Here is a 26,123-nt window from a genome sequence, read left to right on the forward strand (position 1 = left end):
CGGTATCCATGCAGTGATAGACGTGTCATCGGCAACTTCGGCGGCGACGGTGCTGGTCGCGGAGGACGAACAGCACCTCGCTGATCTCTACACCGACTACCTCGCCGAGGACTACGAGGTGGTGACGGCCTACGGCGGCGAGGCGGCGGTCGAAGTCCTCCGCGACGAGACCCAGAGCATCGACGTGGCGCTGCTCGACCGCAGGATGCCGGACCTCTCGGGGGACAAGGTACTCGCCGAGATCAACGAGAACGGCTGTGATTGCCGGGTCGCCATGGTGACCGCGGTCAACCCCGGTTTCGACATCATCGACATGGGCTGTGACGACTACCTCGTCAAGCCCGTCTCCCGAGCGGATCTGCTCGACGTGGTCGAACGGCTGCTCAAACTCTCGGAGTACAGCGAGAAACACCAGCAACTCACCTCGAAGAAACTGAAGCGCAACGTCCTCAAAGTCGAGAAAAGCACCGCGGAACTGGATCGAAGCGACCGCTTCGAGCGACTCACCGGAGAGATCGAGGGACTCGAAGCGGAGTTAGACGAGATCGGCGAGGACCTCTCGCTCAAGGACGTCCAGCGTCACATCTAGGAGTCCTTTCGCTGGACGACGTCGCCCAGCGTGTATTCACCCTCGCTGGAGCCGCCGGACCACTCCGTGTCGTCGGCGCTGCCGCCGCCCTCCGTGAGGACGATGTCGAGTTCACTCTCGAGTTTCTGTTGCACCGAGTCGCTGGGGAGCGTGTCGCCGCGTTCGAGTTTGCGGATGAGGCTTGCCTTCTCGTTGAGCTGGCTGGCCAGTTCCTCCTGGTTCAGCCCGGCCGCTTCCCGGGCCTCCCGGATGCGCTGGTCGTAGTCCTGGGCCACCTCGTCCATCTGGTCGAACATGTCGCGGCGACTGCCACCGCCGCCACCGCCACCGGACGAAGCACTCGTACCAGAGCTAGAACTCCCGCTGGATCCCGAGCTTCCCGACCCCGACCCGGAGGAACTGCTCGTCGAGTACTTCGTGGACGAGCTCGAACTCTCCTGCGTGCGGACCTCGGTGCCGAAGTCGGCACAGTCGTCACAGACGTCGAGTTCTGCGCCTTCGACTTTCACCGTGTTCGGCGAGGACGTCTCGGCCCCGCACATCTCACACTGGACCATGGAAGGGCCTTCGCCACGCCCGCGTATAAATCGTACGCCAGGCGACACGGACGATCCAGCCGACAGCGCAAGCGTCAGGAGAGTGACCGGAACGCCCCGACGAACCGCTGGAGCGCCGTGAAGTGCCCGACCACGGCGAAGACGACCAGCAGCCAGCCGACCGCGGTGAACCCGTAGAGTTCCGCCGGGATGACGAACGAGTACAGCCCGATCACGCCGATCAGCGCCAGCCGGTCGGCCCGGCCGAGCAGTCCTCCGTACACACGGTCCAACCCGACAGCTTGCGACTGGGTGCCCAGATAGGATGTCATCAACACACCCGTGACGGCCGCCAGTCCGAGCGGGTAGCGGTCGACGCCCGCCGCCAGTCCGACGATCATCAGGATGTCGGCGTAGCGGTCGAGGACGTGATCGAGCAGGTCGCCTGCCCGCGAGTCCGTCCCCAGCCGTCGGGCCAGCGCGCCGTCGAGCAAGTCCAGCCAGCCGTTCAGGAACACGAACAGCGCGCCGGCGAGGTACCAGATCGGATCGCCCGGGCCAGTGCGGCCGCCACCGCCGAGGTAGAACGCCCCGCCGGCGGCACCCGCGAGGAAGAAGGCGATCACGCTCACTGCGTCGGGCGTCAGGCCCAGCCTGGAGCTGGCGGTCACGAACGGCGTCAGCACGCGATCGGCCAGCGGCCGGAATCTATCCAGCGTCATAGGTAGTCGATGAACGAGACAGTTCCGGCACTCGGTTCGCGCTCGCCGTCGATCACACGCTCGATTTCGCGGGCGATACTCTCGGGATCGCTGTCGGTCGCGTCGATCTCGTAGACCGACTCCTCGCCGTGGCGCTCGACCGCCTCCGCGAGGATCACGTCCAGGGCCTCGCTCTCGGCGTTCTCCTCGGCCTTGGCCCGTGGCTCACCCCGCTCTTCCAGCCGCCGCTCCAGTTCCTCGGGGTGACACCGAAGGACGACGACCCGATCCGCGTCGAACCGGTGAGCCAGATGCGAGTCGATCAGCAGGTCGTCCCGGTCGTCGAGCCAGTCGTCCACGGCGTCGAGGTCAGCGACGAGGCTGTCGCGGTCCTCGTCACGCCCCGTCGCGAGGTCTTCGTCGCGGATCACGTCGTTGAGGTGGACGAGTTCGAGGTCGGTGTCGACAAGTTCCGTGGCCGTGGTCTTGCCCGTGCCCGGGGTGCCGGTGACCGCGACTCTCACGCGTCGATCACCTCGTTCAGCACGTCGACCGCTCGTTCCATCTGCTCGGCGGTGCCGCAGGTGATCCGCACGCAGTCGGGCAGGCCGAAACTCGAACAGTCCCGGACGATGATCCCCTCGCGCTGGGCGGCATCGGTGACTGCTTCGCCGCTCGCGGTCTCCGACCGCCCGCCGGAGGGACTGCGTCCCTCGCTGTCCCCAACCTCCGCCAGCACGAAGTTTCCGTGGCTCTCCCAGGTCCGAGCGTCGAGATTGTCGTAGAGGTACTCCCTCGCCTGTTCGACCATCTCGACGGTTCTGTCGATGTGTTCGTCGTCGTCGAGCGCGGCAAGCCCCGCTCGGCAGGAGAGTTCGCCGGTGTCGAAGGGCGTGTGGACGCGGGCGTAGGCGTCGGCCCAGTCCTCGGGGACGAGGCCGTAACCCAGTCGTAGCCCCGCCAGCCCGTAGGCCTTCGAGAACGTCCGGAGGACGGCCACGTCGTCGCGTTCGCGGACCAGCCCCACCGCGCTCTCGACGTCCGCGAACTCGCCGTAGGCCTCGTCGACGAGGACGAGCGTCTCCTCGTCGGTCGCCTCGGCCAGCCGTTCCACGTCGGACAGCGGCATGGTCGACCCCGTCGGGTTGTGGGGGCTCGTGACGACGACGATCCGCTCGCCGTCGTAGGCGTCGAGGACGTTGTCGGCGGTCTGGGCGAAGTCCTCGGCCTTCGGGAGTCGGTAGGTCGCCACCTCGCCGTGGTGGTAGCGGGCGCTCATGGCGTAGTAAGCGAAGCCGGGTCTCGGGACCAGCACGCGGTCGCCCGGGCGCAGGAGTGCTCGAGAGAGGCAATCGAGGACGCCGTCCCCGCCGTTGGCCAGCCAGACCTGCTCGGGTTCGACGGCCCAGTCGTCGGCCAGACGCTCGATCAGGTCTGTATGTGAAGTCTTGGGGTACTGGTGTACCGCGTCGGCGTGCTCGCGGATCGCGGCGGCAGCCTTCGGGCTGGGACCCAGTACGTTCTCGTTCGAGGAGAGCTTGACCAGGTCGTCGGGATCGAGTCCCAGATCCCGGGCGACCTCTTCGATCCCCCGTCCCGCCCGGTAGACGGAGTGGTCCGACAGGTCCCGTGGTTCCATGTCCGGGGGAAGCGGACCCCGATTCTTAAGTCTGCTTGAACGAGCCGGCCGAAACTCACCAGTTTCAAGAGGTGTTGCCACCAGCACTCGGGTATGGCGTCAATCGACCTGACTATCGGGTACGTACTCCACATGCTGTTCGCCGGCCTGTGGACCGGCAGCGTCCTGTTCATGACCTACGGCGTCCTCCCGGTGGCCCGGGAAGGCAGCATCGACACCGACCCCTTCGCCGACATCACGAGCCGCCTGCTCACGCTCTCGCGGGCCTGTGCGCTCCTCCTGTTCCTGACCGGCGGCCACCTCGCCGGCCGAATCTACACCGTCGAGACGCTCACGGGATCGTCGAACGGGCACCTGGTCCTCACGATGATCGCCCTCTGGCTGGCACTGGCCGCGCTAGTCGAGATCGGTACCAGCAAGATCAGCTCCGGCCTGGCGGAACGGAAACTCCGCGAACCCGCGAACGACGCCCGCCCCTTCTTCCTCGCGGCCTCCGTGGCCGCGCTGGGCCTGCTCGTCGTCGCCGGCCTGCTTCTGGGCGGCGGCATCTGAAGTACGCGGTCGCACCGCCGCACTTCTCACAGCCGTTCGTCGACGTGCTCCGCACACTTCAGCGACAGCGCCGCAATGGTGAGCGTGGGGTTCAGCGCCCCGGGCGTGACGAACACGCTGCTCGACGCCACCGAGAGGTTGGGCACGTCGTGGGTCCGTAGCTGTGGGTTCACCACGCTCTCGGACGGGTCGGTTCCCATCCGGGTCGTCCCCATGTGGTGGAAGGCCGGCCCGGTGTTTTCCGGGCCGACCGTCCAGCCGATGTCGACGCCCAGTTCCTCCAGGATCGCGTGCTGGATCTCGTTGGCCCGCCGGATCGTCCGCTTCGTTCGGGCGTCCAGCGACCACGTGATGTCGGGCACGGGGTTGCCGTGGTCGTCGGTGGTGGAGGTGTCGAGCGTGATCCGGTTTTCCTCCCTGGGCAACTGTCCCACGAGCCCGCCCATGGCGATGTTGTTGCCGTAGGCACCCTGCAGTGAGTCGAGCAGGTCGTCGCCGAACTCGTCGGCTCCCAGCGCCATCTCGACGGGCGAGGGACCGGCGTAGTTCAGGAACTCCAGTTTGATCGGGCCGAGGTCGTCGTCGCTGGCGGGGATTCCGCCCGCCGTCCCCGACGTGGCCCGTCCGGGGTCGTCGTAGAACTGGTGGCACTCGCTTGTGATGAACCCGACGTGGTTCTGGCGGGTCCGCTCGTCGAGCAGGCCGCCGGCCCCACAGAAGAGGTGTTCGGTGAAGTATCGGCCGACGAGTCCGGAACTGTTGGCCAGGCCCTCCGGATGATCGGACGACCGGGACATGAGCAGGAGTCTGGGAGTTTCGATACCGCCGCAGGCGACGACGAACTCGCGGGCCGTCTGTCTGTGAGTCTCGCCGTCGGGCGTGGCGTAGCGAGCGGCCGCCACTTGCCCAGTGTCGTCGGTGACGAGTTCCTGTGCCGGTGCGCGGTCGATCACGCGAGCGCCAGCGTCCTCGGCCTTCCGGACGTGCACGTCGGCGCTGTACTTCGCGCCGGAGGGACAGACGGGTTTGCAGGTGCCGTAGCCGACGCAAGCGCTCCGATCGTCGTAGCCCTCCGAGTTGCGTGCGTTGGGCACCGAGTGCATCGTGACGCCCAGTCGCTCGCAGGCCTCGGCGAACAGCGAGTCGCTGTATGAGGGCTCGAACGCGGGCAACGGGTGGGGTTCCTCCCGCGGCGGCGCGAAGGGGTTGTCCGAGGCCCCCGCGACGCCCAGTTCCGTCTCGGCGTCGGCGTAGTAGGGTTCGAGGTCGTCGTAGCCGATTGGCCAGTCGGCGGCGACGCCGTCCCGGGTTCGGCGCTCGAAGTCCGCCTCGTGGTGGCGCATCACCATCCCCTGCCAGTGCAGCGTCGAGCCCCCGATCCCCTTTACGCGAGCGCTGTTGAGGGGATAGAACAGCTCGCCACTGCTCCTGTAGGCGTCGCGTTCACCGCCCATGTCCCAGACCTCGGTATCGGAGTGGGCGGGTCTGATGGCTCGCTCCATCCGGTCGAGCCGTGACTCGAAGTCGAACCGCGGTCCCGCCTCCAGCACGACGACTTCGTGGCCTCGCTCCGCGAGTCGGTGGGCGGCGAGCGCGCCGGCCGGACCCGCCCCGACGACGCACACGTCGACCCGCTCGCTCGGCGACCGGTCCACCGCGTCACTCATCTCGCCCGGGATTAGGTTAGCCTAAACTTAGGACTTCTGGTGTCGGAGTGGTGATACCGGCGGCTGGACAGGTTCGAAAATGGCGGAAGAACGGACGAATCATGGAATGTGGACGGTATTGCGGAGTGTGCCGATACCCTCGATCTCGACTTCGACTTCGTCGCCGTCGGCGAGCGGGCCGACACCGGCGGGGGTGCCGGTAGAGATCACGTCACCGGGTTCCAGGGTCATGTAGGTCGTGATCTCCTCGATCAGTTCGGGCACGGAGAAGATGAACTGGTCGCGGGATGACTGCTGGCGGAGTTCGCCGTTGACGCGACACTCGATGGTCGCGTCCTCGGGGACGTGCTCCGGGGTCGCGACGAGCGGGCCGATCGGGGCGGCGTCGTCGAAGGCCTTCCCGCGGACCCAGTTCTGTTCGACCCGCTGGTCGTCGCGGTTCGAGAGGTCGTTGAGACAGGTGAAGCCGGAGACGTAGTCCATGGCCGCGTCGGCGCTGACGCCCTTGCAGCGCTCGCCGATGACGACGGCGAGTTCGGCCTCGTGGTCGATGCGCTCCTTGCCTGACGGAAGCGTGACCTCCTGGTTGTGGCTCGTGACCGTGTTGGGCGGTTTGAGGAAGAGGAGAGGGCGATCCGGGACCTCCTTGTCCTGTTCGGCGGCGTGATCGGCGTAGTTGAGGCCGACACAGACGATCTTGGTGGGTTCACAGGGCGGGAGAATGTCGACATCGTCGGGCGCGAAGGTCTCGTCGCCGAAGGAGATGCGTCCGTACGGTCCGGCCGCGGCCGTCACCACCTCCTCGCCGTCCTCGACGGTCCAGCGACCTCCACGCACGTTGCCCGCGGAATCCCGGAAGCGTACGCGTTTCATGTCCCGCGAATCGCATCGCCGCCTGATAAGCGTTTACAAGCGCCCATCCCGTACCTCCTCGCGTGTTTCGAGGGACCCTCTACCTGCTGGTGATCGTCGTAGTGCTGTCACCGACCGCATCGGCGACGGCTGCCACCGTGACGGACGACCCGGGAGGGCAGACGCCCGACGACGGAACGGTGACGGAGACGGCGACACCCGATGTGACGGTGATCGCCACAGATGGGGCGTTCGCCGGGTTCACACTGGGGGCGGCCATCCTGGCCGTCGTGATCGCCGGCACGTACCGCTACCTCCGGGACTGAGGCGGTCCGATCTGCAGGCTCCTGTAGCGTTAAGTGGGCTTCGGCCGAACCCTCCGGACGCAATGGAACTCACATGGCACGGTCACGCGACCTGGCACGTTTCGGTCGGTGACACCGACATCCTGATCGACCCGTTCTTCGACAACCCCAAGACCGACGCCGAAGCCGGGGACTTCGACCCGGACGTGGTACTCGTCACGCACGGCCACGACGACCACGTCGCCGACGTGGGCGCGTTCACCGACGCGACGCTGGCGGGGACGCCCGAGGTCGTCGGCCACCTCTCGGGCGAACACGACTTCGCCGAGGACGACGTGGTCGGGTTCAACCTCGGCGGCACCGTCGAGTTCGGCGACGCCTACGTGACGATGCACCGCGCCGACCACACCAACGGCATGGGCGAAGGCTTCGTCGCCCCCAGTGGCGGCAACTGCGCGGGCTACGTCATCAGCGACACCGTCCCGACACAGATCGAAGACGAGGATTCGACGACGTTCTACCACGCCGGCGACACCGGCCTGATGACCGAGATGCGCGAGGTCATCGGTCCGTACCTCGAACCAGACGCCGCGGCGCTGCCCGTCGGCGATCACTTCACAATGGGGCCCATGCAGGCCGCCATCGCCGTCGACTGGCTCGACGTCGACCACGCCTTCCCGATGCACTACGACACGTTCCCGCCCATCGAGATGGACCCCGACCGATTCGTCGACGAGGTGGCCGCGACCGGCAGTGACGCGGAGGTCCACGTCCTCGACGGCGACGAGTCGTTCGACCTGGGCACCTGACGGCGACGGACCGGCGACTCGTTTTCGGGCGGCGTGCCAACGACACCCACTGTATTAAACGACCGTCCATAACCGGCGACACTATCAGTGGGGATGGGGCGAGTGTTGTAATTGCATCTTCGGTCGGGGGTGGGACCAGCGACCGAGGGGCACCGTGTTACAGGCTCCGTCCTGTCGGACGACGCACCATGGGTGGGGACCCAGTTGCCACGTGGGGGTGGCACCGACACGCATCGTCCGCCGCGGACGCCGTTTCTTCGGACCCGCCGTGTCAGTGGTAACAACGCTGAAGCCAGTCGGCCGTTACAGTCGGGACATGGACCACTGGACCGACCGGATCGTCGGCGACCGGATGACGGTCGACCAGCAGTTTACCGACCGCGTCGAATCGTCGCAATTCTCCCGCCAGCAGTGGGGGATGGTCATGACAGCGATCGAGTTCGATATCGAGAACCCGACCGACCAAGAGGCGGCGACGCTCGTCGCCGACACGAGCGCCCTCCCCTCGGTAATCCCCGAACTCGACTCGATGGACGACCACCCGATGGCCGGACCGGGCGGCCCCGGCGGCTCCGTCGGTGACACTGGCGGCGGTATGTTCGGTGGGATCAAAGACGCGCTCGGACTCGGGAGCGACGAAGACGACGATCTCGACGAGGAGCGACTGGCGGCGGCCGAGCGGTTGGCCGACGAGTACGCCGCGGAGTTACAGGCTCACCTCGAAGAGACGGGCAAGTGGAGCGCGATCCGGGCGGCGGCCGCCGAGTCGGGTCAGTAGTCCTCGTCGCTACCCCGGAATAGCGTCAGTTCTTCGGCCTGGTAGATGTTGATGAGCTCGTTGACTACTTCGTCGTAGCTCTCGTCGTCCACCCGGAGGCCGTCCAGTCGCTCGATCGTCTCCTCGTCGAGGTCCACGTTCGGCATACACCTACATGGACAGCCCCCAGTTAGTTAAGTTCCACGTCGCCGCGGGAGCCAGAGCCGCGGAGACGTCGGTGTAATCACCGGCCCGTCTCGCCGGTAATTGTCCCACGTCCTTGCGGACCGGTATCGGCCTGTTCACGGGCTCGATACGGCGTGTTCACGCTTGATACCCGGATCAGGCAAGCGTTTGTATAGCTGTCCCCAGGGTCCATCAGCGACGAGCGACTTTCACATGACCGACCGTGATCCGATCCTATTAGTCGCCGACTCCGAGCGGCCAGTCCCGACCACCATCGAGGAACGGGGAGCCGCCCCGGTCCGACGCGTCGACGACGAGACCGCGGCCCGCGACGCGATCGCCGACGGTGTGATCGCGGTACTGGTCGCGAACGCGACCGATGAATCGGTCGAGACCCTGGTCGAGCGAATCAGCGATGAGGTTCCCGAGACGCCGGTCGTCGCTGTCGTCGAGGAGCGTAGCGAGACCGACGACGCGCTGTTCGAAGCCGGCGCGACCGGCGTCGTCACGTCCGAGACGGTGCCACGACTCGTCGGCCCGGACGGCCCGGAGTTGCTGGCAGAGATGAAACAGAATGACTCCGTCCGCGGGGGCGACCGCGATACGGCTGCGACGCCGTCGCTCGCCGAAACCGAACTGCTCGGCGGGCAAACGGTACCGAGACAGCACGACGGCAGTCTCGTACTCGGAGGGTCGAACGCGCCGACACAGGCGGATCGACAGCGATACGAGACCATCTTCAACACGGTCGAAGACGGGATTTACCTGATGGACCCCGACGGCCGGTTCGTCGCGGTCAACGACGCCGGTGAAGAACTGACCGGGTACCCGCGGGAGTATCTGGTGGGCCGGCACGTCTCGATCGCCCTCCCGGAGGAAGACATCGAACGCGGCCGCCAGTTGATTCAGGACCTCCTGCGTGACGACGACCGACACGTCGGCACGCTGGAACAGACGGTCGTGACGGCCGAGGGGGAGGAGATCCCCTGCGAGAACCGGCTCGCGATCATCGAGAGCGACGGCGAGTTCCTGGGCAACGTCGGCGTCATCCGCGACGTGCGCGAACGACGGGAGCGCGAGCGCCAGCTTAGAGAGGAACGGGCTCTCGTCGAGGCCATCTTCGAGGCCGTTCCCGACCTGCTCTATGCCTTCGACGAGAACGGCGAGTTCCTCCGGTGGAACGATTACGTGCCGGAGGTCACCGGGTACGGCGAGGACGAGATTCAGGAAATGAACCCACTCCAGTTCCTCGCCCCCGATGAACGCGAGCGTGTCAGGGACACCCTCGGCACGGTCGTCTCGAACCGTCGGATCGAACACGTGGAGGCGGATCTGGCGACCAGCGACGGCGAGCGGATCCCTCACGAGTTCAGTGGCGGCCCGGTCGTCGACGACGACGGCGAACTGATCGGCGTGGCGGGGATGGGCCGAGACGTGTCGGACCGTGTGGCCCGCGAGCGACAGATCGAGCGCCAGCGCGACGAACTCGACGAGCTAAACCGCATCAACGCCGTCATCCGCGACATCGATCAGGCGCTGATCCGCGCCCGGAGCCGCGAGGAGGCCGAACACGTCGTCTGTGATCGACTGGCCGCCTCGGAGGCCTACCGATTCGCGATCGTCACGGGCTACGACCCGACGACCGACACCCTCGTTCCGCGGACGGGGGCTGGCGACCACGACCGACTCGACGTGGTGGAAGCCCTGGGATCCGCCCCAGACGAACTGGGGCGGGAGGCGATCCGCACCCGGGGGGTCGAGGTCGTCGGGAATCTCAGGGCGAGCGATCGGCTCGACGCCTGGGAGTCCGCCGCCTTCGAGTGTGGCGCACGGTCGCTGGCGGTCATCCCGATCACGTTCGAGGACCGGATTTACGGCCTGCTGTCGGTGTTCGCGGCTCGGCCGAACGCGTTCGACGAGCGCGAGAAGACGGTGCTGGGCGAACTCGGCGATACTCTGGGGTACGCACTGGATACCATCGAGCGCGAGGAGCGCGAACAGTTGCTCACGACGCTGCAGGCGTCGACTCGCGAACTCATCGACGCCGAGTCGAGACCGGAGGTGTGCGAACGGGTCGTCACTGCGGTCGCGGACGTGCTGACGGAGGCCGACGTGGGTGTCTTCTTGCTCGACGACGACCGGGGCGACCTCGCCCGGACCGCTGCGACGACGGAGTTCTCCGATCGGTTCCCGTCCGAGCGCCTCCCGGACCCCGACACCCGTGGCACGACGATCTGGTCCGCCTTCCTCGACGGGGAGACCGTCGTGTTCGACACCACTGAACTGGCGTCGCTGACCGACGACATCGGGAGCGGGATGGCCGTCCCGCTCGGAGATCACGCGTTGCTGGTGGCGCTCTCGCCGGACCCGACGGGGCTCGACGGCGACATCCGACACGTCCTCGAACTGTTCGCCACCTCGGCCGAGGCCGCCCTCGACCGCGTCGAGGGCGAGGCCGACCTCCGGGCACGGGACGCCGAACTCGAACGACAGAACCGCCGGCTGAAACGACAGGTGAAGATCAACGAGGTGCTACGGGGCGTCGACGAGGCGCTGGTCGACGGGACCACGCGAGCCGAGATCGAGGAATCCGTCTGCGAACGACTCGTCACGGAAGGGTCCTACCGGTTCGCCTGGATCGGCCAGTTCGATCCAGCGACCGAGGACGTCGAGCCCCGAACCTGGGCGGGCGAGGGCAGCGAGTACCTCGACACGCTCGGGACGGACGGGCGGGAACCGAGCTACCGCGCGCTGGACGGGGGCGAGTCAGTGATCGTCTCGCCCGTGTCGGAACACCTGCGCGAGGAGCCGTGGCGACAGGCGGCGTTGCGGCGGGACTTCCGGTCGGTCGTGGCCGTCCCGCTCGCCTACGAGAACTACACCTACGGCGTGCTGGCGGTGTACGCCGAGAACAGTGACGCGTTCGGGGAGACCGAGCGGCCCGTGTTCGCGGAACTCGGCGAGACGATCGCCAACGCCATCAACGGCATCGAGACCAAACAGTCGCTCCTCGGCGACGACGCCATCAGGCTCAAACTCCACCTCGACGACGAGACGAGTCCCCTGGTCTCACTGCGTCGCCGTCTCGACTGTACCATCCGGCTCGAAGGCATCAACACCTGGACTGCCGACGGGCTCCGCGCGTTCCTCACGATCGCCGACGCCGACCCGGCGGCCGTCGAGACCGCCCTGAACGAGACCGTCGCCGTCGCCGACTACAGTCGCGTGGGGGACGGCGACAGCGAGGTGTACGAGATCGAGTTCGCCGACGAGACCGTCCTCGGAACGTTGCTGGAACACGGCGGGCTCCCGCGGGATCTCACCGTCGACGACGGGGGGATGGAGCTGTTCGTCGACGTGCCCCACGACATTCACGTCCGGGAACTGGTCGACGCCGTCCGGGCCTCGTACCCGACGACGGAACTGATCGCCCGCAAAGACGTGAGCCGCGAATTACACAGCGCGGACCAACTGCGTTGCGACGTGCTGAGCGATCTGACCGAGCGCCAGCGCGAGGTCCTGTCGACGGCTTACCTGAGCGGATACTTCGAGCGGCCCCGGGAGAGTACTGGACAGGATATCGCGGACACGCTCGGGGTCTCACAGCCTGCGGTGAACCGACATCTCAGGGTCGCTCAGCGAGCGGTCTTCGACTGGTTGCTCTCCGGAACCGACGTGGACGGCGCTGCTCTGGATCGATGAGTAGCTCCCGGAAATCCTCGAACAGACGGTTCTCCCGGCCGGGTTATACTGATAACGCCCCGTCACGGCGACGGTTATCTATATCGTGACCAGAGCCTTCGGTAACACTGTGTTTGTCCCTATGTGGAATCATGCGTGCGAGTATAAGCGACACCAGTGGCGTACCATCAGCTAGCAAACCAGTCGTCGAGACGATCGTCTCCGCAGTTGCGCGGGTAGAGGGCGTCGATCCCGTCGACCTGTCGGAGCCGGTCTTCGCGTTCGTCGATCCCGACGCGCTGGACGCCCTCGTCGCCTCGGCGCGGCCCGATACCGACCTCTCCGTCACGTTCGAGGCCTGGGGCCACGAGATCGGTATCGAGGGGGATGGAACGATCCGGGTAGACGGCGAAATTCAGAGTCAGTCTGCACCCGAGGGTGTGACGGGGATCAGGCAAGGGACACACAGGTAAGTCAGGACGACATTTTCGAGACAGGACCAATAGAGCATGAACACAGCAACGATGGCGGTCTGTGAGCACTGTGGGAACGATATCGACACTGACGAGTGGTATCCTATCGAAACGGAACTGGCGACCGACGGGACCCTCGTCTTTCACCCGTTTTGCTCCGACCGCTGTCGAGCGGCCTGGAAAGCCTGACTGGCCCGGCTACAGCGCGTCCACCACTGCGTCGGTCACGTCGTCGGTCGTGGCGTCGCCGCCCAGATCCGGCGTCCGCGGCCCGCCCTCCAGAACAGCCGTGACCGCGTTCCGGACGCGGGTCGCCTCGTCGCCGTACCCGAGATGGTCGAGCATCATCGCTGCGCTCAGGATCATCGCCGCCGGGTTCGCGACGCCCTCCCCCGCGATGTCCGGCGCGGAACCGTGGACCGGCTCGAAGAGTGCGTTGTCCGGCCCGATGTTCGCACTCGGTAGCAGACCCAGTCCGCCGACGAGCCCGGCCGCCAGATCCGAGAGCATGTCCCCCGCGAGGTTCGGACAGATGACCACACCGTAGTCCTCGGGGTGCATGATGAGGTGCATCGCCAGCGCGTCCATCAGCGCGTCGTCGAACTCGAAATTGCCTTCCTCGGCAACATCCTCACACGCCGCCAGGAACCGCCCGTCGGTCTTTCGCATGACGTTTGCCTTGTGAGCGACCGTCACGTCCGAGTAGCCGTTCTCCTCGGCGTACTCGAAGCCGAACTCGGCGATCCGTCGGGACGCGTCCTCGGTGACGAGTCGGGTGAGTGTGGTCACGTCTTCGGTCAGGTCGTCCTCGATGCCGGCGTAGACTCCTTCGGTGTTCTCCCGGACGAACACGAGGTCGGTCTCGGGCTTGACCGCGTCCACGCCCGGGTACGCACGGGCCGGGCGGACGTTGGCGAAGGAGTCGACGGCCTCCCGGAGCGGGAGGATTACGTCGGCGGCCGTCTCGCCGGCCGCGCCGAACAGCGTCGCGTCGGACTCCGCGGCCAGATCGTAGGTCTCGTCGGGGAGTGCCTCGCCGCGCTCTTCTTTCACGTAATCGCCGGCTTCGCCGTCGACGAACTCCAGATCCAGTTCCAGCGCCTCGAGCACATCGATGGCCGCAGGGACGACTTCGCCGCCGATACCGTCGCCGGGGATGACCGCGATCCGGTGTGTCATTACCTCCTCAGGCGAGTGCCCGGGCGAATAGGTTTGCGGTTTCGCCAGCCCGCTGGAGTGGGCCGGCCGCGGCCCGCGATAAGACGGTCGCCGAAACTGCGATGCTCTGGGACCACCCAGATAACCAGCGGTTTTAATATTAACAGATATGTAAACCCGATCCAGAGGATACGCTATGAACCGAAGAATCACCCGCCGATACCTGGTTATCGGTACCGTTAGCGCCCTGCTATCGTTGGTTGTCCTTCCTATCGCAGGGCTCGTATCGATATACAGCGGGTACAGGATCAAAGATCACGCTCCAGCGATCTACAGTACACTCTTGGCCGGGATCGGCGGGTTCTCTGTCGTCCTGTGGCTCACGTATCTCGTAAGCCTCTGAGAGCCACTCGAATCGGTCGTCAGTCGGATCGGAGAAGAGCCGTAGCGGAAAACGCAGTATCGCAGATCCAAAAAGAACACTGTCTGCCACACCACCTATCATTCAATGACGCAGAACGGCGATCCGGGAGAACTCGGGCCGGCAAAAACGGAGATCATGGAGGCGACGTACCAGGCGTTGCAGAAACACGGGTACGACAACCTCACGATTCAGGATATTGCTGACGAGTTCGAGAACAGCCGCACGCTCCTCTATTATCACTACGATGGGCGAGACGAACTGTTAGTCGACTTTCTCGAGTACGTGCTGTACGAGTTTCTCGGGAGCCTCCCTGACGAGAAGCAATCGGCTCGGGCCGAACTCGAAACGCTGGTCGAGGTCCTCCTCCCGGCTACTCTCGACGAAGAAGTCTATCGGGTCCAGCTCGCCATGTTCGAACTGCGAGTAAATGGCCCGCACGATCGGGACGCCCGCGAACAGTACCTGCGCGTCGATAGCGAACTCAAAGACCTACTCGAGGATATCTTCACCCGCGGTCTCGAAGCCGGTGAATTTGCCGACATTGAACCGGCGGTCGAGGCCGAACTCTTTCTCTCCTTGCTTACCGGGACACGAACTCGACGGCTCACGGTCTACGATCCGGAGGAGTCGATTCACGAACTGCGAAACGCAATCAATACCCAGATCGAGCGTATTTCGTCCAGTTAACGACCCGCCGCTTCTGTCCGCAACTGTTTCCTCACCTCACTTTCTCACCCGACCAGTCCCTCCGTCGGAAACCGAGCCACGTCGACCGTGGACTACCGGACCGCCCGCATACCGGCCGTTTAGAGGTCAGATCGCGGTGTCTCGATATAGTCGACTGGATCAAAAGGCACTTTACAATATATTCAATATATAAATATACGATGTACGAACTGGCCGAGAACGTGGCGCTCGTCACCGGTGCTGGCTCTGGAATTGGTCGGGCAACAGCAAGACGGTTCGCCCGAGAGGGTGCGACGGTCGTCGTCGCGGATATCGATGTCGACGGTGGCGAGGAGACTGTCAGCCGAATCGAGGACGCTGGCGGGACCGCGACCTTCGTGAAAACCGATGTCGGACGTCCGGATTCGATCGAATCCAGCGTCGAGACCGTCATCGAACAGTATGAACGCCTCGATTACGCAATCAACAACGCGGCGACGGGCAACGAACCCGCACCGATCACCGAGATCGAGGAAACCGAGTGGGATCGCATCAACGACATCAACCAGAAGGGCGTCTGGGCAGGAATGAGGGAGCAGATCCCGGCCATGGAGGCATCTGGCGGCGGTGCGATCGTCAACGTTGCCTCCATGGCGGGTATCCGGGGCAGTCCGGGGCGCAGTCCGTACAGCGCGAGCAAGCACGGCGTCGTCGGGTTGACGAAGACGGGTGCCCTCGAATTTGCCGACGCTGGGGTGCGAGTGAATGCAGTATGTCCGACGATCGTCGATACACCTGCGTTGCGTGCGATGTCCGAGGCAGAACAGCAACAGGTGATCTCGAACGTCCCGATGGGCCGTCCGGCACAGCCAGAAGAAGTTGCCAGTGCGATCCTGTGGCTCTGCTCGGACGAGGCGTCGTTCATCACTGGCCAGACGATCCCGATCGACGGCGGCGAATCTCAGCAGTAGGGCAACGCCGCCCCCGCCAGTTCGAGGGTCGTGGTTCAGAGCGACCCACACCTCGCAGGTTACGTTCGATAGACGAACGGGGACAGCGAGAAACGGGAAAAGTGAATCGACGACCGAACGACCGACTCGGAATTCTCAGACGTACGGCAGACCCTCGGCCGTCTCCGAGATAGCCTCCTGATTGGCCTTCATCAGGGCCGTCGTGTCCCAGATGCCGTCCACGAGCGCCTTCCGCTGGCCCTCGTCGACGGTCACGTCGACGGTCTTCCCGTCGTAGGTAACGGTCTCCTCGGCCACGTCGATGTCGATTTCGGCGTCAGGGTTCTCGTCCACGAAGTCCTGCAGGTCCTCGATGGTCTCCTGATCGGCGGTGACCGTCGGCATTCCGAGCGCCAGACAGTTGCCGGCGAAAATCTCGGCGAAGGACTCGCCGATGAACGCGTCGATCCCCCACCGCATCAGCGCCTGCGGGGCGTGCTCACGGGAGGACCCACAGCCGAAGTTCGCGTTGACGACCATCACGTTGGCGTCCGTGAACCGGTCCTCGTTCATCGGGTGGTCCTTCTCGTTGTCGTCCTCGTCGAACCGCTGATCGAAGAAGGAGAACTGCCCGAGCCCGTCGAAGGTGACGACCTTCATGAACCGCGCCGGGATGATCTGGTCGGTGTCGATGTCGTTCCCGCGGACTGGAATCCCGGTCCCGGTGACTTCCTTTACTTCGGGAATCTCCACTTCGTCTGTCATACGCTGACCACCTCCTCCAGATCGCGTACGTCTGTAACCTCACCGGTCACGGCGGCCGCCGCGACCATCTGGGGGTTCATCAGCACCGTCCGGCCGTCCTTGCTCCCCTGGCGACCGACGAAGTTCCGGTTCGACGACGACGCGGAGGCCTCGTCGCCCTCCAGCTGGTCGTCGTTCATGCCCAGACACATCGAACAGCCGGCGTTACGCCAGTCGAAGCCGGCCGCCTCGAAGACGTCTTTCAGACCTTCTTCCTCGGCGGCCTTCTGGACGCGCTGGCTGCCGGGGACGACGAACGCGCGCACGTCGTCGGGGACCTGCCGGCCCTCGACGATCTTCGCCGCGCGGCGCAGGTCCGGCAGCCGAGCGTTCGTACAGGATCCGAGGAAGGCAACGTCGATGTCGTAGCCTTCCATCGTGTCGCCGGGCTCGACGCGCATGTGCTCCTGCGCGCGCCGGGCCGTGTCCTGCTTCTCTTCCGGCAGGTCCTCGGGGGCCGGGATGGGCTGGGTGACGCCGACGCCCTGGCCGGGCGTGGTGCCCCAGGTGACGACGGGCTCCAGTTCGCTCGCGTCGATGTGGACCACGTCGTCGTACTCCGCGTCCTCGTCGCTGCGGATGGACTCCCAGTACGGCTTGAGTTCCTCGAACTTCTCGGGGTTCTCCTGGAAGTAATCGGTCTCTTCCAGCCACTCGTAGGTGGTCTCGTCGGGGTTGACGTAGCCCGCACGAGCGCCGCCCTCGATGGACATGTTACAGATGGACATCCGGCCTTCCATCCCGAGGTCCTCGATGGCCTCGCCGGCGTACTCGTAGACGTAGCCGACGCCGCCCTCGGTACCCAGTCGGCGGATGATCTCCAGGATGATGTCCTTGGCCTCGACGCCCTCGCCGAGTTCGCCGTCGACCTGAATCTTCCGCACCTTTTGCTTCTCCATCGCGATGGTCTGGGTCGCCAGCACGTCCCGAATCTGGCTGGTCCCGATCCCGAACGCGAGCGCGCCGAACGCGCCGTGGGTGGAGGTGTGGCTGTCGCCGCAGACGATGGTCTTTCCGGGCTGGGTCAGCCCCTGCTCCGGACCGACGACGTGGACGATGCCCTGCTCGCCGGTCTCGGGCGAGAGGAACTCGATGCCCGCGTCCCGGACGTTCTCCTCCAGTTCCGACATCATCTCTTCGGCCGCGTCGTCGCTGTAGGGCCGGGACTGGTCCGCGGTGGGGACGATGTGGTCGACCGTCGCCAGCGTCAGGTCGGGTCGGGCGACCTCCAGGTCGCGTTCCTGGAGCATCCCGAACGCCTGCGGGCTCGTGACCTCGTGGATGAGGTGCAGGCCCACGAACAGCTGATCCTGCCCGTTGGGCAGCGTCGTCACCTTGTGGTTCTCCCAGACTTTGTCGTACAGCGTATTTTCGCTCATACTGTCTCAGATCGTCCCTCTGTGCCACGCTCGAAGGCGCGCTCGACGCCTTCGCCGTGAGGCGGTGTGTGGTCCACGTCGCACATCCGCTGTCGGTCGCTGTCCTCGGTCATTGTTCGTCCTCGTCCCAGGCGAAGAGGTCGCGCAGGCGCTCGCCGACCTCCTCGATCTGGTGGTTCTGTTCGGCACTGCGGTACTGCTTGTAGGCCGGCCGGTTGGCCTGATTTTCGTTGATCCACTCGCGGGCGAACTCGCCGTTCTGGACGCCCTCGAGGATCTCCTCCATCCCCTCGCGGTCGATGACGTCCTCACCGCGGGTGAGGCCGCCGTATTCGGCGGTGTCGGAGACGGAGTTCCACATCTCCATGTGGCCGCCCTCGTACATCAGATCGACGATCAGCTTGAGTTCGTTCAGACACTCGAAGTAGGCCATCTCCGGGGAGTAGCCCGCGTCGACGAGCGTCTCGAAACCGGCCTTCACGAGGTCGGTCACGCCGCCACACAGTACAGCTTGCTCGCCGAACAGGTCGGTCTCGGTCTCCTCGCGGAAGGTCGTCTGGATCGTGCCGGCACGCGTACAGCCGATGGCCTTCGCGTACGCGAGTCCTTCCTCTTTGGCCTCGCCCGTCGCGTCCTGATAGATGGCCAGCAGGCCGGGGGTCCCCTCGCCTTTCTCGTAGTTGCGGCGGACGAGGTGGCCCGGCGACTTGGGCGCGACCATCGTCACGTCCACGTCTTCCGGGGGCTCGATCTGGCCGTAGTGGATGTTGAACCCGTGGGCGAACTGGAGCGTGTCGCCGGCCTCCAGTTCGTCACGAATCTGCTCGTAGACCGCGGGCTGCACAGTATCAGGAACGAGCATCTTCACGATGTCGCCCCGGGCGGCGGCCTCGACCGGTGTCGTGACTTCCAGCCCCTCGTCTTCGGCGGCGTCGCGGGAGGACGAGCCCTTCCGGAGGCCGACGACCACGTCGACGCCGCTGTCCTGAAGGTTCAGCGCGTGGGCGTGGCCCTGGCTGCCGTAGCCCAGCACGGCGACGGTCTTGTCTTCGATGTGCGATACGTCCGCGTCCTCGTCGTAGTAGATCTCGTTGGTAAATTCGTCAGTCATCGTCTGCTGGTGTTTGTGAGTCCGCAGTCAGTTTCACTTCGGGTTCGACTTCCGCAGTCTGCTGTTCGCCTCTGGCCAGCGCCGCGTAGCCGGTCCGGACGATCTCGCGGATGCCGAACTGCTTGTACGCGTCGATGGCGTCGTCGATCTTCTGCTCGTTCCCGGTGATCTCGACGGTGATCGTCCGCGGCCCGGCGTCGAGGGTTTCACCGCCGTACATCTCCGTGATGGCGTGGACCTTGTCCGGTTCCTCGCCGTTTACCTTCACGATCACCAGTTCCCGCTGGATCGAATCGTGGTCCAGCTCCCGCACCGAGACCACGGGGATCAGCTTCCGCAGCTGCTTTTTGGCCTGCTGGATCCCCGGCCGGGTCTCCTCGATGACGATAGTCATCCGCGCCCGGCTCTCGTCGACGGTCGTTCCGACCGTGAGACTCTCGATGTTGAACTGCCGGCGGCTGAACAGGCCGGAGACCTCCGCCAGCACGCCGGGCTCGTGTTCGACCAGCGCCGACAGCACCGCGCGACGCGGTTCGTGTTTCGCCTCCGCTTCGGGGTCGATGCGAATACCGTCCTCGTTGCGCCGGCCCTCGGGACGCATCCGCTCGCCCGGGCCCGGCCCTGGAAGTTTCCCTGTCATCGTCAGATCTCGTCCAGATGGTCTTCCGACAGCGCGAACAGGCTGTTGTCACCGCCGCTCGGCACCATCGGGTAGACGTTCTCCTCGGGGTCGATGATCGCGTCGACGACCGCCGGCCCGTCGTACTCCAGTGCGGCCTCGATGGTCTCCTCGACCTCGTCGTAGTCCTCCAGCCGGAAGCCGCGAGCACCGTAGGCCTCCGCGAGCTTGTCGAACTCGGGGACCCACGGGTACTCCGAGGCCATCCGGCGACCCTCGTAGAAACCGTCCTGCCACTGGCGGACCATCCCGACCGCCTCGTTGTTCAGGACGACGATGGTGATGTCGAGGTTCTCCCGCACCGCAACTGAGAGCTCCTGACTCGTCATCAGGAACGAGCCGTCGCCCTCGAAGGCGATGACCTCCTTGTCCGGCTTGGCCAGTTTCGCGCCGATGGCCGCGGGGAAGCCGTATCCCATCGTCCCGAGGCCGTGGGAGGTGACCCACGTCCGGGGTTCGGTCCAGGTCCAGTACTGCCAGGCCCACATCTGGTGTTGCCCGACACCGGCCGTGACGATGGTGTCGTCGGGCATCGCCTCGTCGAACTGCTCGACGATGTACTGGGGCTTGAGCGGCCGGTCCTCCGGCATCTCGTAGTCCAGCGGGTACTCGTCTTTCCACGTCTGGCACTGCTCGCGCCAGGCGTCGGCGTCGGGCGCGTCAGTCATCGCATCACTCAACTGATCGAGCACCGCTTTGGCGTCGCCCAGCAGCGGATAGTCGGCCTCGATGTTCTTGCTGATCTCGGCCGGGTCGATGTCCACGTGGACGATGTCGGCGTCCGGCGCGAACGTCTTCACGTCGCCGGTCAGTCGGTCGTCGAAGCGCGTCCCGATGGCGAGCATGCAGTCGGTCAGCGTGATCGCCATGTTGGCGTAGCCGGTGCCGTGCATGCCGGCGATGCCCATCGAGAGTTCGTGCGTCTGGTCGAACGCACCAGTCCCGGGCATCGTCGTCATGACCGGAATGTCGTACTCCGTGGCGAACGCGCGCAGTTCGTCGCTGGCGTTGGCCTTGATGACGCCGCCGCCCGCGAGGATGATCGGTTTCTCGGCGTCGGAGATCACGTCGGCCGCCTCGCTGACGGCTTCGGCGTCGGCCTTCTCCGGTGGGTTGTACGTGTCCGGCGTCTCCGGTTTGCCCGGTTCCACGTCGGTCTCGGGCTGGGTCACGTCCTTGGGCAGGTCGACCAGCGTCGGCCCCTGCCGGCCCTCGTCGGCCAGCGCGAAGGCCGTGCTCACGTCGTCGCCGACCTCGTCCGGGGAGGTGGCGAAGCGGTTGTACTTCGTGATCGGCTGGGTGACGCCGATGGTGTCGGTCTCCTGGAAGGCGTCGTTGCCCACCAGATCCGTCGGGACCTGGCCCGTGAGCGCGATCAGCGGGTCCGAGTCCATGCTGGCGTCGGCGATGCCCGTGACGAGGTTCGTCGCGCCCGGGCCCGACGTGGCCATACAGACGCCGGGGTCGCCCGTGACGATCCCGTAGGCGTCGGCGGCGTGAACCGCGCCCTGCTCGTGGGCCATCGTAACGTGGGTCATGTCCGACTCGCTGTACAGCGCGTCGTAGACGGGCATGATCGCCCCGCCCTGCACGCCGAACAGGTGGTCGACGCCGGCGTTTTTCAGCGCCGAGACGACCGCATCAGCGCCGGTCTCGATGGGTTCGACGTGGCTCTCGTCGTCGGGTTCGTCCGGTCGTTCGTCGGCCGCTTCCCGCTCGACTTCGTCCGCGTGTGGTGTCTGTGCGCTATCGCTCATGTCGATTCCTCCGTCGTGTGTCGATCTGTCGTGTACATGTGCATTGGTCCGGTTTCTACCGACTGTGCTGCAGAATTCGGGGTGAAGACGTGTGGCGGGGCTATAGCGCCCCTACGATACCCGCGAGAAGTACGAGTGCGCGGCTGTTCGCCGGGCCACTCCCGCGTCCAGCACGCGCAGTCATCGTGTGCCGAGTAGGCCCGGCCAGTGACATAATTCTTCCGAGTCGAGCCGCCCTTCACCAGCCGCTGGCGAGCGCGAACACCGCGAGGGGAGGCCATCTCAGACCCGGACCTCCTCCTCGGTGACGCCGACTTCGCGGGCGAATTTCTCCAGCACGTCCATCGTAACCCGCTTTTTCTCGGCCCCGTAGTCCTTGACGCGACGGGTGACCTCCCGGACCTCTTCCTCGGTGGGGTCGAACCCGGCGTCGACCAGTCGCTCCCTGACGGAGTGCTGGCCGGTGTGTTTCCCGAGGACGAGCTCGCGCTCGGCCCCGACCATCTCCGGCGTCATCACGCCCGGCTCGAACGTGTCCGAGTTCTCGATGACGCCCGCGGCGTGGATACCGCTCTCGTGTGAGAAGGCGTTCTCGCCGACCACCGGTTTGTTTGCCGGAGTCGGAATCGACGAGCGGTCCTCCACGAGTCGCGACAGCTCGGTGATTCGGGTCGTGTCGATCCGAGAGTCCACGTCGTACAGACTCTCTAAGGCCATCACGACCTCCTCGTAGGCCGCGTTGCCCGCCCGCTCACCGATGCCGTTGACCGACACCTGCGACTGGCTCGCGCCAGCTTCGAAGCCGGACAGGGCGTTCGCCGCTGCCAGCCCGAAGTCGTCGTGTGTGTGAACGTCCACGCGCGCGTCGATCGCGTCGACGACGTTCCCGACCATGTCGTAGAACCGCCGCGGGGTGGCGACGCCGCAGGTGTCCGGAATGTTCACCCAGTCGGCGCCGGCCTCGTCGGCGGCCTGTACGACCTCGATCAGGAAGTCCTCGTCCGTCCGCGTGGCGTCCATCGGCGAGAACATGCACTCGACGCCGGCCTCCGTGACACGCTCGACGGACTCGACGGCGGCCTCCTTGGCCTCCTGTCGAGTGGCGTGCATAGAGTCCTGCAACTGGACGTCGCTGGTGGACACGAACACGTGTACCAGGTCGACGCCGCTGTCGAGTGCAGCCTCGACGTCCTCTTCGACCACGCGCGCCAGTCCACAGACCTCGCTGTTCTGTGCGGACTCGGCGATGTCGCGAACGGCCTCGAACTCCGCGTCCGAGTTGACCGGGAACCCCGCCTCGATGACGTGGGTGCCCATGTCGTCCAGCACGGCCGCTATCTCGCGTTTGTCGTCGTACGAGAACGACGTGCGTGGCGACTGCTCACCGTCGCGCAGCGTGGTGTCGAAAATGCGTGCTTCTGTTATCTCAGAAGTGGAATCCAGTGTGCCCTGGAAGAACTCGATCCGCCGGGGATCCCGACGTGCCCTCTGTATCGTTGGACATTGTAGCACTTGTTGCAAAGCCACCTATCGTATATAAAGCTGTCCGTGCACCGCGTGCATGAGTTTGGTTGACATGCCCAAGGGCTTGCGTCAGCAGGCGGCTACCGTACCTGCGTCAAGATTTTTGTTTCGCCGGTCGGATTCCCGAATATGTCCCTGCAATCGCGACCCATCGCCCTCCTCCGGCGGTACTCGCTCGTGATCGAACTGGTCGGGACGGCGACCGGAATACTCGCCGTCTGGTACTTCCTCGATCTCGCGCCGGCACCGCTCGGCGGCGCGGCGGTCGGGATCACGGCGGCGACGATCTGGCCCCACGTCCGGCGGCGCTACGGATTCAACCGCGGGTGGGGGAAGCTCTTCCCCGGCGTCGGACTGGTCGCACTCGGCGCGTACGCGTTCGCGGGCACCGGCGGGAACGACCTCGTCAAAGCGGCGTTCCTGATTGTCGGCGCGTGGCTGACGCTGGACGCCGTCTACGACCTGCAGTCGGGCGCTGGTCGGACCGAACCCGGCGCGCCCGACCAGATGGACCGGTTCGGCGACGCCGCCATCGTGGGGCAGGCGCTCGAAGGGAGTCCCCGGTCCGTCGCGGAACTGGACGACGCGCTCGATCTCCCCCGCGAGCGGATCGAGGACGGGATCGAGACCCTCCGGACCCTCGACGTGATCGAGCGGCAGGGCGAGCGCTACGTGGCGCGACTCGACGACCGGAGCCTCACCGACGCACTCCGAAACGAGTCGGGGCGGGCGCGCGAGCGGCTCGGTGGCCTCCCCGAACGCGTCGCGCGGCCGTTCCGCCTGTTCACGTGATCGTCTGACGTTGCGAGGGGTTTTTGCCGGCCGGGTGCGAGGGAGCCGATATGAGCGATTTCGACCTCGACCTGCAGGCGGTCGAGGACCAGATGGACGACGACGAGCGCGAGGGGAGCCGGATCGTGCTCGGTGTCCTCGACGGCTCGACGCCCGACGGGGAGTGGATAGCGGAGGTCGACGGCGGTGCCGTGCTCGTGCTAGACGTTGAAGGCGACGTGAACGAACTCGCCGCCGGATTCGCACGCGACGTGACGGAGATGGGCGGCGAGTTGATGCGATTCCGGGACTTCCTGCTCGTGACGCCGCCGGGCGTGGTCATCGACACCGAACGGCTGTAGCGACCCTGCCCACGGTCTCAACTCGGGTGCAGGTGAAACACGCGAAGTATGGCCAACGAATTCGTACGGCGATCGGGACTCCTCCTCGCCGCAGTTCTGTGTCTGATCGCACTCGGTGAACTCGTCCAGCCGCCGGTCCGGTTGGACACGCTCCTCGGAATGTTGCTGTTGTACGCGGTGATCGGAAGCGTAGTAATCTCGTTCGGCGCGGTCGGCTACCGCGCAGTGGCCGAGATTTTCGGCGGTCGGGACGGACGGGAGTGACACGGTTTTCGACCCCACCGGCCGAGGTGTATTACGTCGGGGCGGTCTAGCCCGCCCATGGTGGACCTGACCACCACCGCCATGCGATTGCTGGGCCTGTACGGTCCGCTCGCCCTGTTGCTGTTTACCTTTCTGGAAACGTCGATGCTCTTCCCGTTCCTCCCGAGCGAGGCAGTCGTGCCGGCGGCCGCCGCCTTGCTCGTCACGGACCTCCCGTCGTTTCTGGTGTTCGTCGGGGCTGCCACCGTCGGCGGCACCGTCGGCGCGTTCGTCCCGTTCTACGTGTTCCACGACACGCGGGTCGGAGACAACGGCTGGCTCCAGCGACACATCCACGTCTCGGACGAGCGCATCGAACGCGGTGAGGTATGGTTCCGACGGTGGGGCAGATCGTCGGTGCTCTGGGGCCGATTGCTTCCGGTCCTCCGGTCCGTAGTCTCGATCCCGGCCGGATTCGTCGACATGCGACCCCTGCGATTCGGCGCATACACGGCGGTCGGGACCGTGCTGTTCTACGCGGCCACCGCCGGTGTGGTCTACTACGCTCGCGAACGGTCGCTGTTCGCCACGGCGATAGCGGTCGCCACCGAGAGACCGCTCGCCGCCGCCGTCGTGGCGGTCGCAGTCGTCGGCGTGACCGTCCTGCTCTGGCGCTGGTCACCCCGGCGAGCCCTGTCAGGATAACCGCGCCGTCACAGCAACGTCAACTGGTGGCCGTCGGGATCCTCGATCCGAACACCCTCGTCCAGTTCGGTCACCGAACGGGCTCGGTCTTCGACGGCCCCGACGACCGCTGCCGGGTCCTCGATGCCCAGGCCCACGTCCACGTGGACCCCGCCGCGTCCGTCCGCGAGGCCCAGCTGGGGTTCCCAGAGTTCGAAGTCGAACGGCCCCGCGGTCAGGCGAACCCGCTTGCGGTCGTCGCCCCGACCCATCAGCTCCATCCCGAGATCGCGGTAGAACGACTCGGCCCGCTCCAGGTCGGCCACCTCGAAGACGACCTCGAAGACGCCCGTGATGCCGTCGCCTGGGTCGCACTCGTCGGCGGTTGCACCGCCGCCGTCTTGCGACTCTTTCGCGGTCGTGCGCTGCCCGATCTCCACACAGTTGCCCTCCACGTCGTAGAAGTACAGCGATCTGGCGTCGCCGAACTGGTGTTCGACGAGGTCGAAGGACTCCGAGAGGCGGTCCCACCAGCCCTCGTACGCGTCGGGCGGCGTCGAGAACGCGTAGTGGGTGTGGACACCACCACGCGGGACGGCGGTCGGACGGCGCAGGATCAGGTCGGTGTCGCCGGCCGCCAGCGCGATTTCCCCCTCGCGCTCCCGGCGCACGTCCAGATCGAGAAACGACTCGTAGAACGACTGCGCGCGGTCGAGGTATTTGGCTTCCAGCGCGAGCCAGCGCAGGTCCGTGAGCATACGCCACCTTGGTCCCGTCCGGTCTTAACGATGGGCGACGGCCCCGGATCTCTGAGACTCGAATTACCAGTGAGGGTACCACTGGTAGCCAACGGTGTGGGTTTCG

29 protein-coding genes are annotated in these 26,123 nt (G+C 65.7%); 14 read left to right on the forward strand and 15 right to left on the reverse strand.

Translation table 11 applies throughout. The features are described 5' to 3' along the window. Window positions 1-13 precede the first annotated feature (13 nt). Window positions 14-589 (forward strand): response regulator, encoded by a 576-nt coding sequence (locus BV210_RS00205; RefSeq protein ID WP_253741572.1) that lies wholly within the window; start codon window positions 14-16, stop codon window positions 587-589. Here BV210_RS00205 and BV210_RS00210 read toward each other — a convergent pair. The 4 genes from BV210_RS00210 to hisC all read right to left on the reverse strand — a co-directional run bounded on the left by BV210_RS00210 (window position 586) and on the right by hisC (window position 3,465). Beyond that, window positions 586-1,146, reverse strand: a complete 561-nt coding sequence (locus BV210_RS00210) for a multiprotein bridging factor aMBF1 (RefSeq protein WP_077204692.1) — start codon at window positions 1,144-1,146, stop codon at window positions 586-588. The genes BV210_RS00205 and BV210_RS00210 overlap by 4 nt on opposite strands. A 74-nt stretch (window positions 1,147-1,220) precedes the next feature. Next, window positions 1,221-1,847, reverse strand: a complete 627-nt coding sequence (locus tag BV210_RS00215) for a CDP-alcohol phosphatidyltransferase family protein (RefSeq protein ID WP_077204693.1) — start codon at window positions 1,845-1,847, stop codon at window positions 1,221-1,223. Further along, window positions 1,844-2,350: an adenylate kinase family protein gene (locus tag BV210_RS00220; protein WP_077204694.1), complete on the reverse strand. Its 507-nt coding sequence runs from the start codon at window positions 2,348-2,350 to the stop codon at window positions 1,844-1,846. Before BV210_RS00220 ends, BV210_RS00215 begins: the two co-directional genes overlap by 4 nt. Then, window positions 2,347-3,465 (reverse strand): histidinol-phosphate transaminase, encoded by a 1,119-nt coding sequence (gene hisC, locus BV210_RS00225; protein ID WP_077204695.1) that lies wholly within the window; start codon window positions 3,463-3,465, stop codon window positions 2,347-2,349. The genes BV210_RS00220 and hisC overlap by 4 nt, the downstream gene beginning before the upstream one ends. Before the next feature lie 93 nt (window positions 3,466-3,558). On the opposite strand from hisC, the gene BV210_RS00230 reads away from it, so the two are divergent. Beyond that, window positions 3,559-4,017 carry a CopD family protein gene (locus BV210_RS00230; RefSeq protein ID WP_077204696.1) on the forward strand — a complete coding sequence of 153 codons (459 nt, stop codon included), beginning with the start codon at window positions 3,559-3,561 and terminating at the stop codon, window positions 4,015-4,017. 26 nt (window positions 4,018-4,043) lie between these two features. On the opposite strand, the gene BV210_RS00235 is transcribed toward BV210_RS00230, so the two are convergent. Together BV210_RS00235 and BV210_RS00240 are read right to left on the reverse strand one after the other, a co-directional pair. Then, window positions 4,044-5,684: a GMC family oxidoreductase gene (locus tag BV210_RS00235; protein WP_253741575.1), complete on the reverse strand. Its 1,641-nt coding sequence runs from the start codon at window positions 5,682-5,684 to the stop codon at window positions 4,044-4,046. 99 nt (window positions 5,685-5,783) lie between these two features. Continuing rightward, the gene (locus tag BV210_RS00240; RefSeq protein ID WP_077204697.1) at window positions 5,784-6,557 is read right to left on the reverse strand and encodes a fumarylacetoacetate hydrolase family protein; all 774 of its coding nucleotides are present in this window, start codon (window positions 6,555-6,557) and stop codon (window positions 5,784-5,786) included. Window positions 6,558-6,619: 62 nt separating this feature from the next. On the opposite strand from BV210_RS00240, the gene BV210_RS00245 reads away from it, so the two are divergent. The 3 genes from BV210_RS00245 (at window position 6,620) to BV210_RS00255 (ending at window position 8,428) form a co-directional block, all read left to right on the forward strand. Next, on the forward strand, window positions 6,620-6,862 hold the full coding sequence (locus BV210_RS00245; protein WP_077204698.1) for a hypothetical protein: 243 nt from the start codon (window positions 6,620-6,622) through the stop codon (window positions 6,860-6,862). A gap of 62 nt (window positions 6,863-6,924) precedes the next feature. Continuing rightward, on the forward strand, window positions 6,925-7,650 hold the full coding sequence (locus BV210_RS00250) for a metal-dependent hydrolase (RefSeq protein WP_077204699.1): 726 nt from the start codon (window positions 6,925-6,927) through the stop codon (window positions 7,648-7,650). Between the two features lie 316 nt (window positions 7,651-7,966). After that, window positions 7,967-8,428: a DUF5799 family protein gene (locus BV210_RS00255; RefSeq protein ID WP_077204700.1), complete on the forward strand. Its 462-nt coding sequence runs from the start codon at window positions 7,967-7,969 to the stop codon at window positions 8,426-8,428. On the opposite strand, the gene BV210_RS20120 is transcribed toward BV210_RS00255, so the two are convergent. Further along, entirely contained in the window at window positions 8,422-8,574 is a 153-nt protein-coding gene (locus tag BV210_RS20120; RefSeq protein ID WP_172824863.1) for a hypothetical protein, read from the reverse strand. The genes BV210_RS00255 and BV210_RS20120 overlap by 7 nt on opposite strands. 232 nt (window positions 8,575-8,806) lie before the next feature. On the opposite strand from BV210_RS20120, the gene BV210_RS00260 reads away from it, so the two are divergent. From BV210_RS00260 to BV210_RS20125, 3 genes are all read left to right on the forward strand, one after another. Continuing rightward, a complete protein-coding gene (locus BV210_RS00260) occupies window positions 8,807-12,295 on the forward strand; it encodes a PAS domain S-box protein (RefSeq protein WP_077204701.1) in 3,489 nt (1,162 codons plus the stop codon). Between the two features lie 131 nt (window positions 12,296-12,426). After that, on the forward strand, window positions 12,427-12,747 hold the full coding sequence (locus tag BV210_RS00265) for a HalOD1 output domain-containing protein (RefSeq protein WP_077204702.1): 321 nt from the start codon (window positions 12,427-12,429) through the stop codon (window positions 12,745-12,747). 36 nt (window positions 12,748-12,783) lie between these two features. Continuing rightward, window positions 12,784-12,936: a hypothetical protein gene (locus BV210_RS20125; protein WP_172824864.1), complete on the forward strand. Its 153-nt coding sequence runs from the start codon at window positions 12,784-12,786 to the stop codon at window positions 12,934-12,936. Between the two features lie 9 nt (window positions 12,937-12,945). Here BV210_RS20125 and BV210_RS00270 read toward each other — a convergent pair whose 3' ends face one another. Next, a complete protein-coding gene (locus BV210_RS00270; protein ID WP_077204703.1) occupies window positions 12,946-13,926 on the reverse strand; it encodes an isocitrate/isopropylmalate dehydrogenase family protein in 981 nt (326 codons plus the stop codon). Window positions 13,927-14,413: 487 nt separating this feature from the next. Here BV210_RS00270 and BV210_RS00280 point away from each other — a divergent pair, with 487 nt between their 5' ends. After that, a complete protein-coding gene (locus BV210_RS00280) occupies window positions 14,414-15,016 on the forward strand; it encodes a TetR/AcrR family transcriptional regulator (protein WP_077204705.1) in 603 nt (200 codons plus the stop codon). Window positions 15,017-15,216: 200 nt separating this feature from the next. Next, the gene (locus BV210_RS00285; RefSeq protein WP_077204706.1) at window positions 15,217-15,966 is read left to right on the forward strand and encodes an SDR family NAD(P)-dependent oxidoreductase; all 750 of its coding nucleotides are present in this window, start codon (window positions 15,217-15,219) and stop codon (window positions 15,964-15,966) included. Window positions 15,967-16,101: 135 nt separating this feature from the next. Here BV210_RS00285 and leuD read toward each other — a convergent pair whose 3' ends face one another. From leuD to BV210_RS00315, 6 genes are all read right to left on the reverse strand, one after another. Next, window positions 16,102-16,710: a 3-isopropylmalate dehydratase small subunit gene (gene leuD, locus BV210_RS00290; RefSeq protein WP_077204707.1), complete on the reverse strand. Its 609-nt coding sequence runs from the start codon at window positions 16,708-16,710 to the stop codon at window positions 16,102-16,104. After that, on the reverse strand, window positions 16,707-18,128 hold the full coding sequence (leuC, locus tag BV210_RS00295; protein WP_077204708.1) for a 3-isopropylmalate dehydratase large subunit: 1,422 nt from the start codon (window positions 18,126-18,128) through the stop codon (window positions 16,707-16,709). The genes leuD and leuC overlap by 4 nt, the downstream gene beginning before the upstream one ends. Before the next feature lie 109 nt (window positions 18,129-18,237). Beyond that, window positions 18,238-19,239 carry a ketol-acid reductoisomerase gene (gene ilvC, locus BV210_RS00300; protein ID WP_077204709.1) on the reverse strand — a complete coding sequence of 334 codons (1,002 nt, stop codon included), beginning with the start codon at window positions 19,237-19,239 and terminating at the stop codon, window positions 18,238-18,240. Further along, entirely contained in the window at window positions 19,232-19,879 is a 648-nt protein-coding gene (ilvN, locus tag BV210_RS00305) for an acetolactate synthase small subunit (RefSeq protein WP_077204710.1), read from the reverse strand. The genes ilvC and ilvN overlap by 8 nt, the downstream gene beginning before the upstream one ends. Before the next feature lie 2 nt (window positions 19,880-19,881). Beyond that, on the reverse strand, window positions 19,882-21,675 hold the full coding sequence (ilvB, locus tag BV210_RS00310) for a biosynthetic-type acetolactate synthase large subunit (protein WP_077204711.1): 1,794 nt from the start codon (window positions 21,673-21,675) through the stop codon (window positions 19,882-19,884). 282 nt (window positions 21,676-21,957) lie between these two features. Further along, window positions 21,958-23,187, reverse strand: coding sequence for a LeuA family protein (locus BV210_RS00315; RefSeq protein ID WP_077204712.1), 1,230 nt, complete (start codon window positions 23,185-23,187; stop codon window positions 21,958-21,960). A gap of 141 nt (window positions 23,188-23,328) precedes the next feature. Here BV210_RS00315 and BV210_RS00320 point away from each other — a divergent pair, with 141 nt between their 5' ends. Genes BV210_RS00320 through BV210_RS00335 form a run of 4 tightly spaced genes read left to right on the forward strand, consistent with a single transcriptional unit; the run spans window position 23,329 to window position 25,280 of the window. After that, window positions 23,329-23,991 carry a hypothetical protein gene (locus BV210_RS00320; RefSeq protein ID WP_077204713.1) on the forward strand — a complete coding sequence of 221 codons (663 nt, stop codon included), beginning with the start codon at window positions 23,329-23,331 and terminating at the stop codon, window positions 23,989-23,991. 50 nt (window positions 23,992-24,041) lie between these two features. After that, window positions 24,042-24,332: a DUF5779 family protein gene (locus tag BV210_RS00325; RefSeq protein WP_077204714.1), complete on the forward strand. Its 291-nt coding sequence runs from the start codon at window positions 24,042-24,044 to the stop codon at window positions 24,330-24,332. A gap of 48 nt (window positions 24,333-24,380) precedes the next feature. Next, window positions 24,381-24,596, forward strand: coding sequence for a hypothetical protein (locus BV210_RS00330; RefSeq protein ID WP_077204715.1), 216 nt, complete (start codon window positions 24,381-24,383; stop codon window positions 24,594-24,596). Window positions 24,597-24,653: 57 nt separating this feature from the next. Then, window positions 24,654-25,280 (forward strand): DedA family protein, encoded by a 627-nt coding sequence (locus BV210_RS00335; protein WP_077204716.1) that lies wholly within the window; start codon window positions 24,654-24,656, stop codon window positions 25,278-25,280. A gap of 8 nt (window positions 25,281-25,288) precedes the next feature. On the opposite strand, the gene BV210_RS00340 is transcribed toward BV210_RS00335, so the two are convergent. Continuing rightward, window positions 25,289-26,017: a VOC family protein gene (locus BV210_RS00340; protein WP_077204717.1), complete on the reverse strand. Its 729-nt coding sequence runs from the start codon at window positions 26,015-26,017 to the stop codon at window positions 25,289-25,291. Window positions 26,018-26,123 lie beyond the last annotated feature (106 nt).

The organism is Halorientalis sp. IM1011, from assembly GCF_001989615.1.
In the GTDB taxonomy this organism is placed as follows: domain Archaea; phylum Halobacteriota; class Halobacteria; order Halobacteriales; family Haloarculaceae; genus Halorientalis.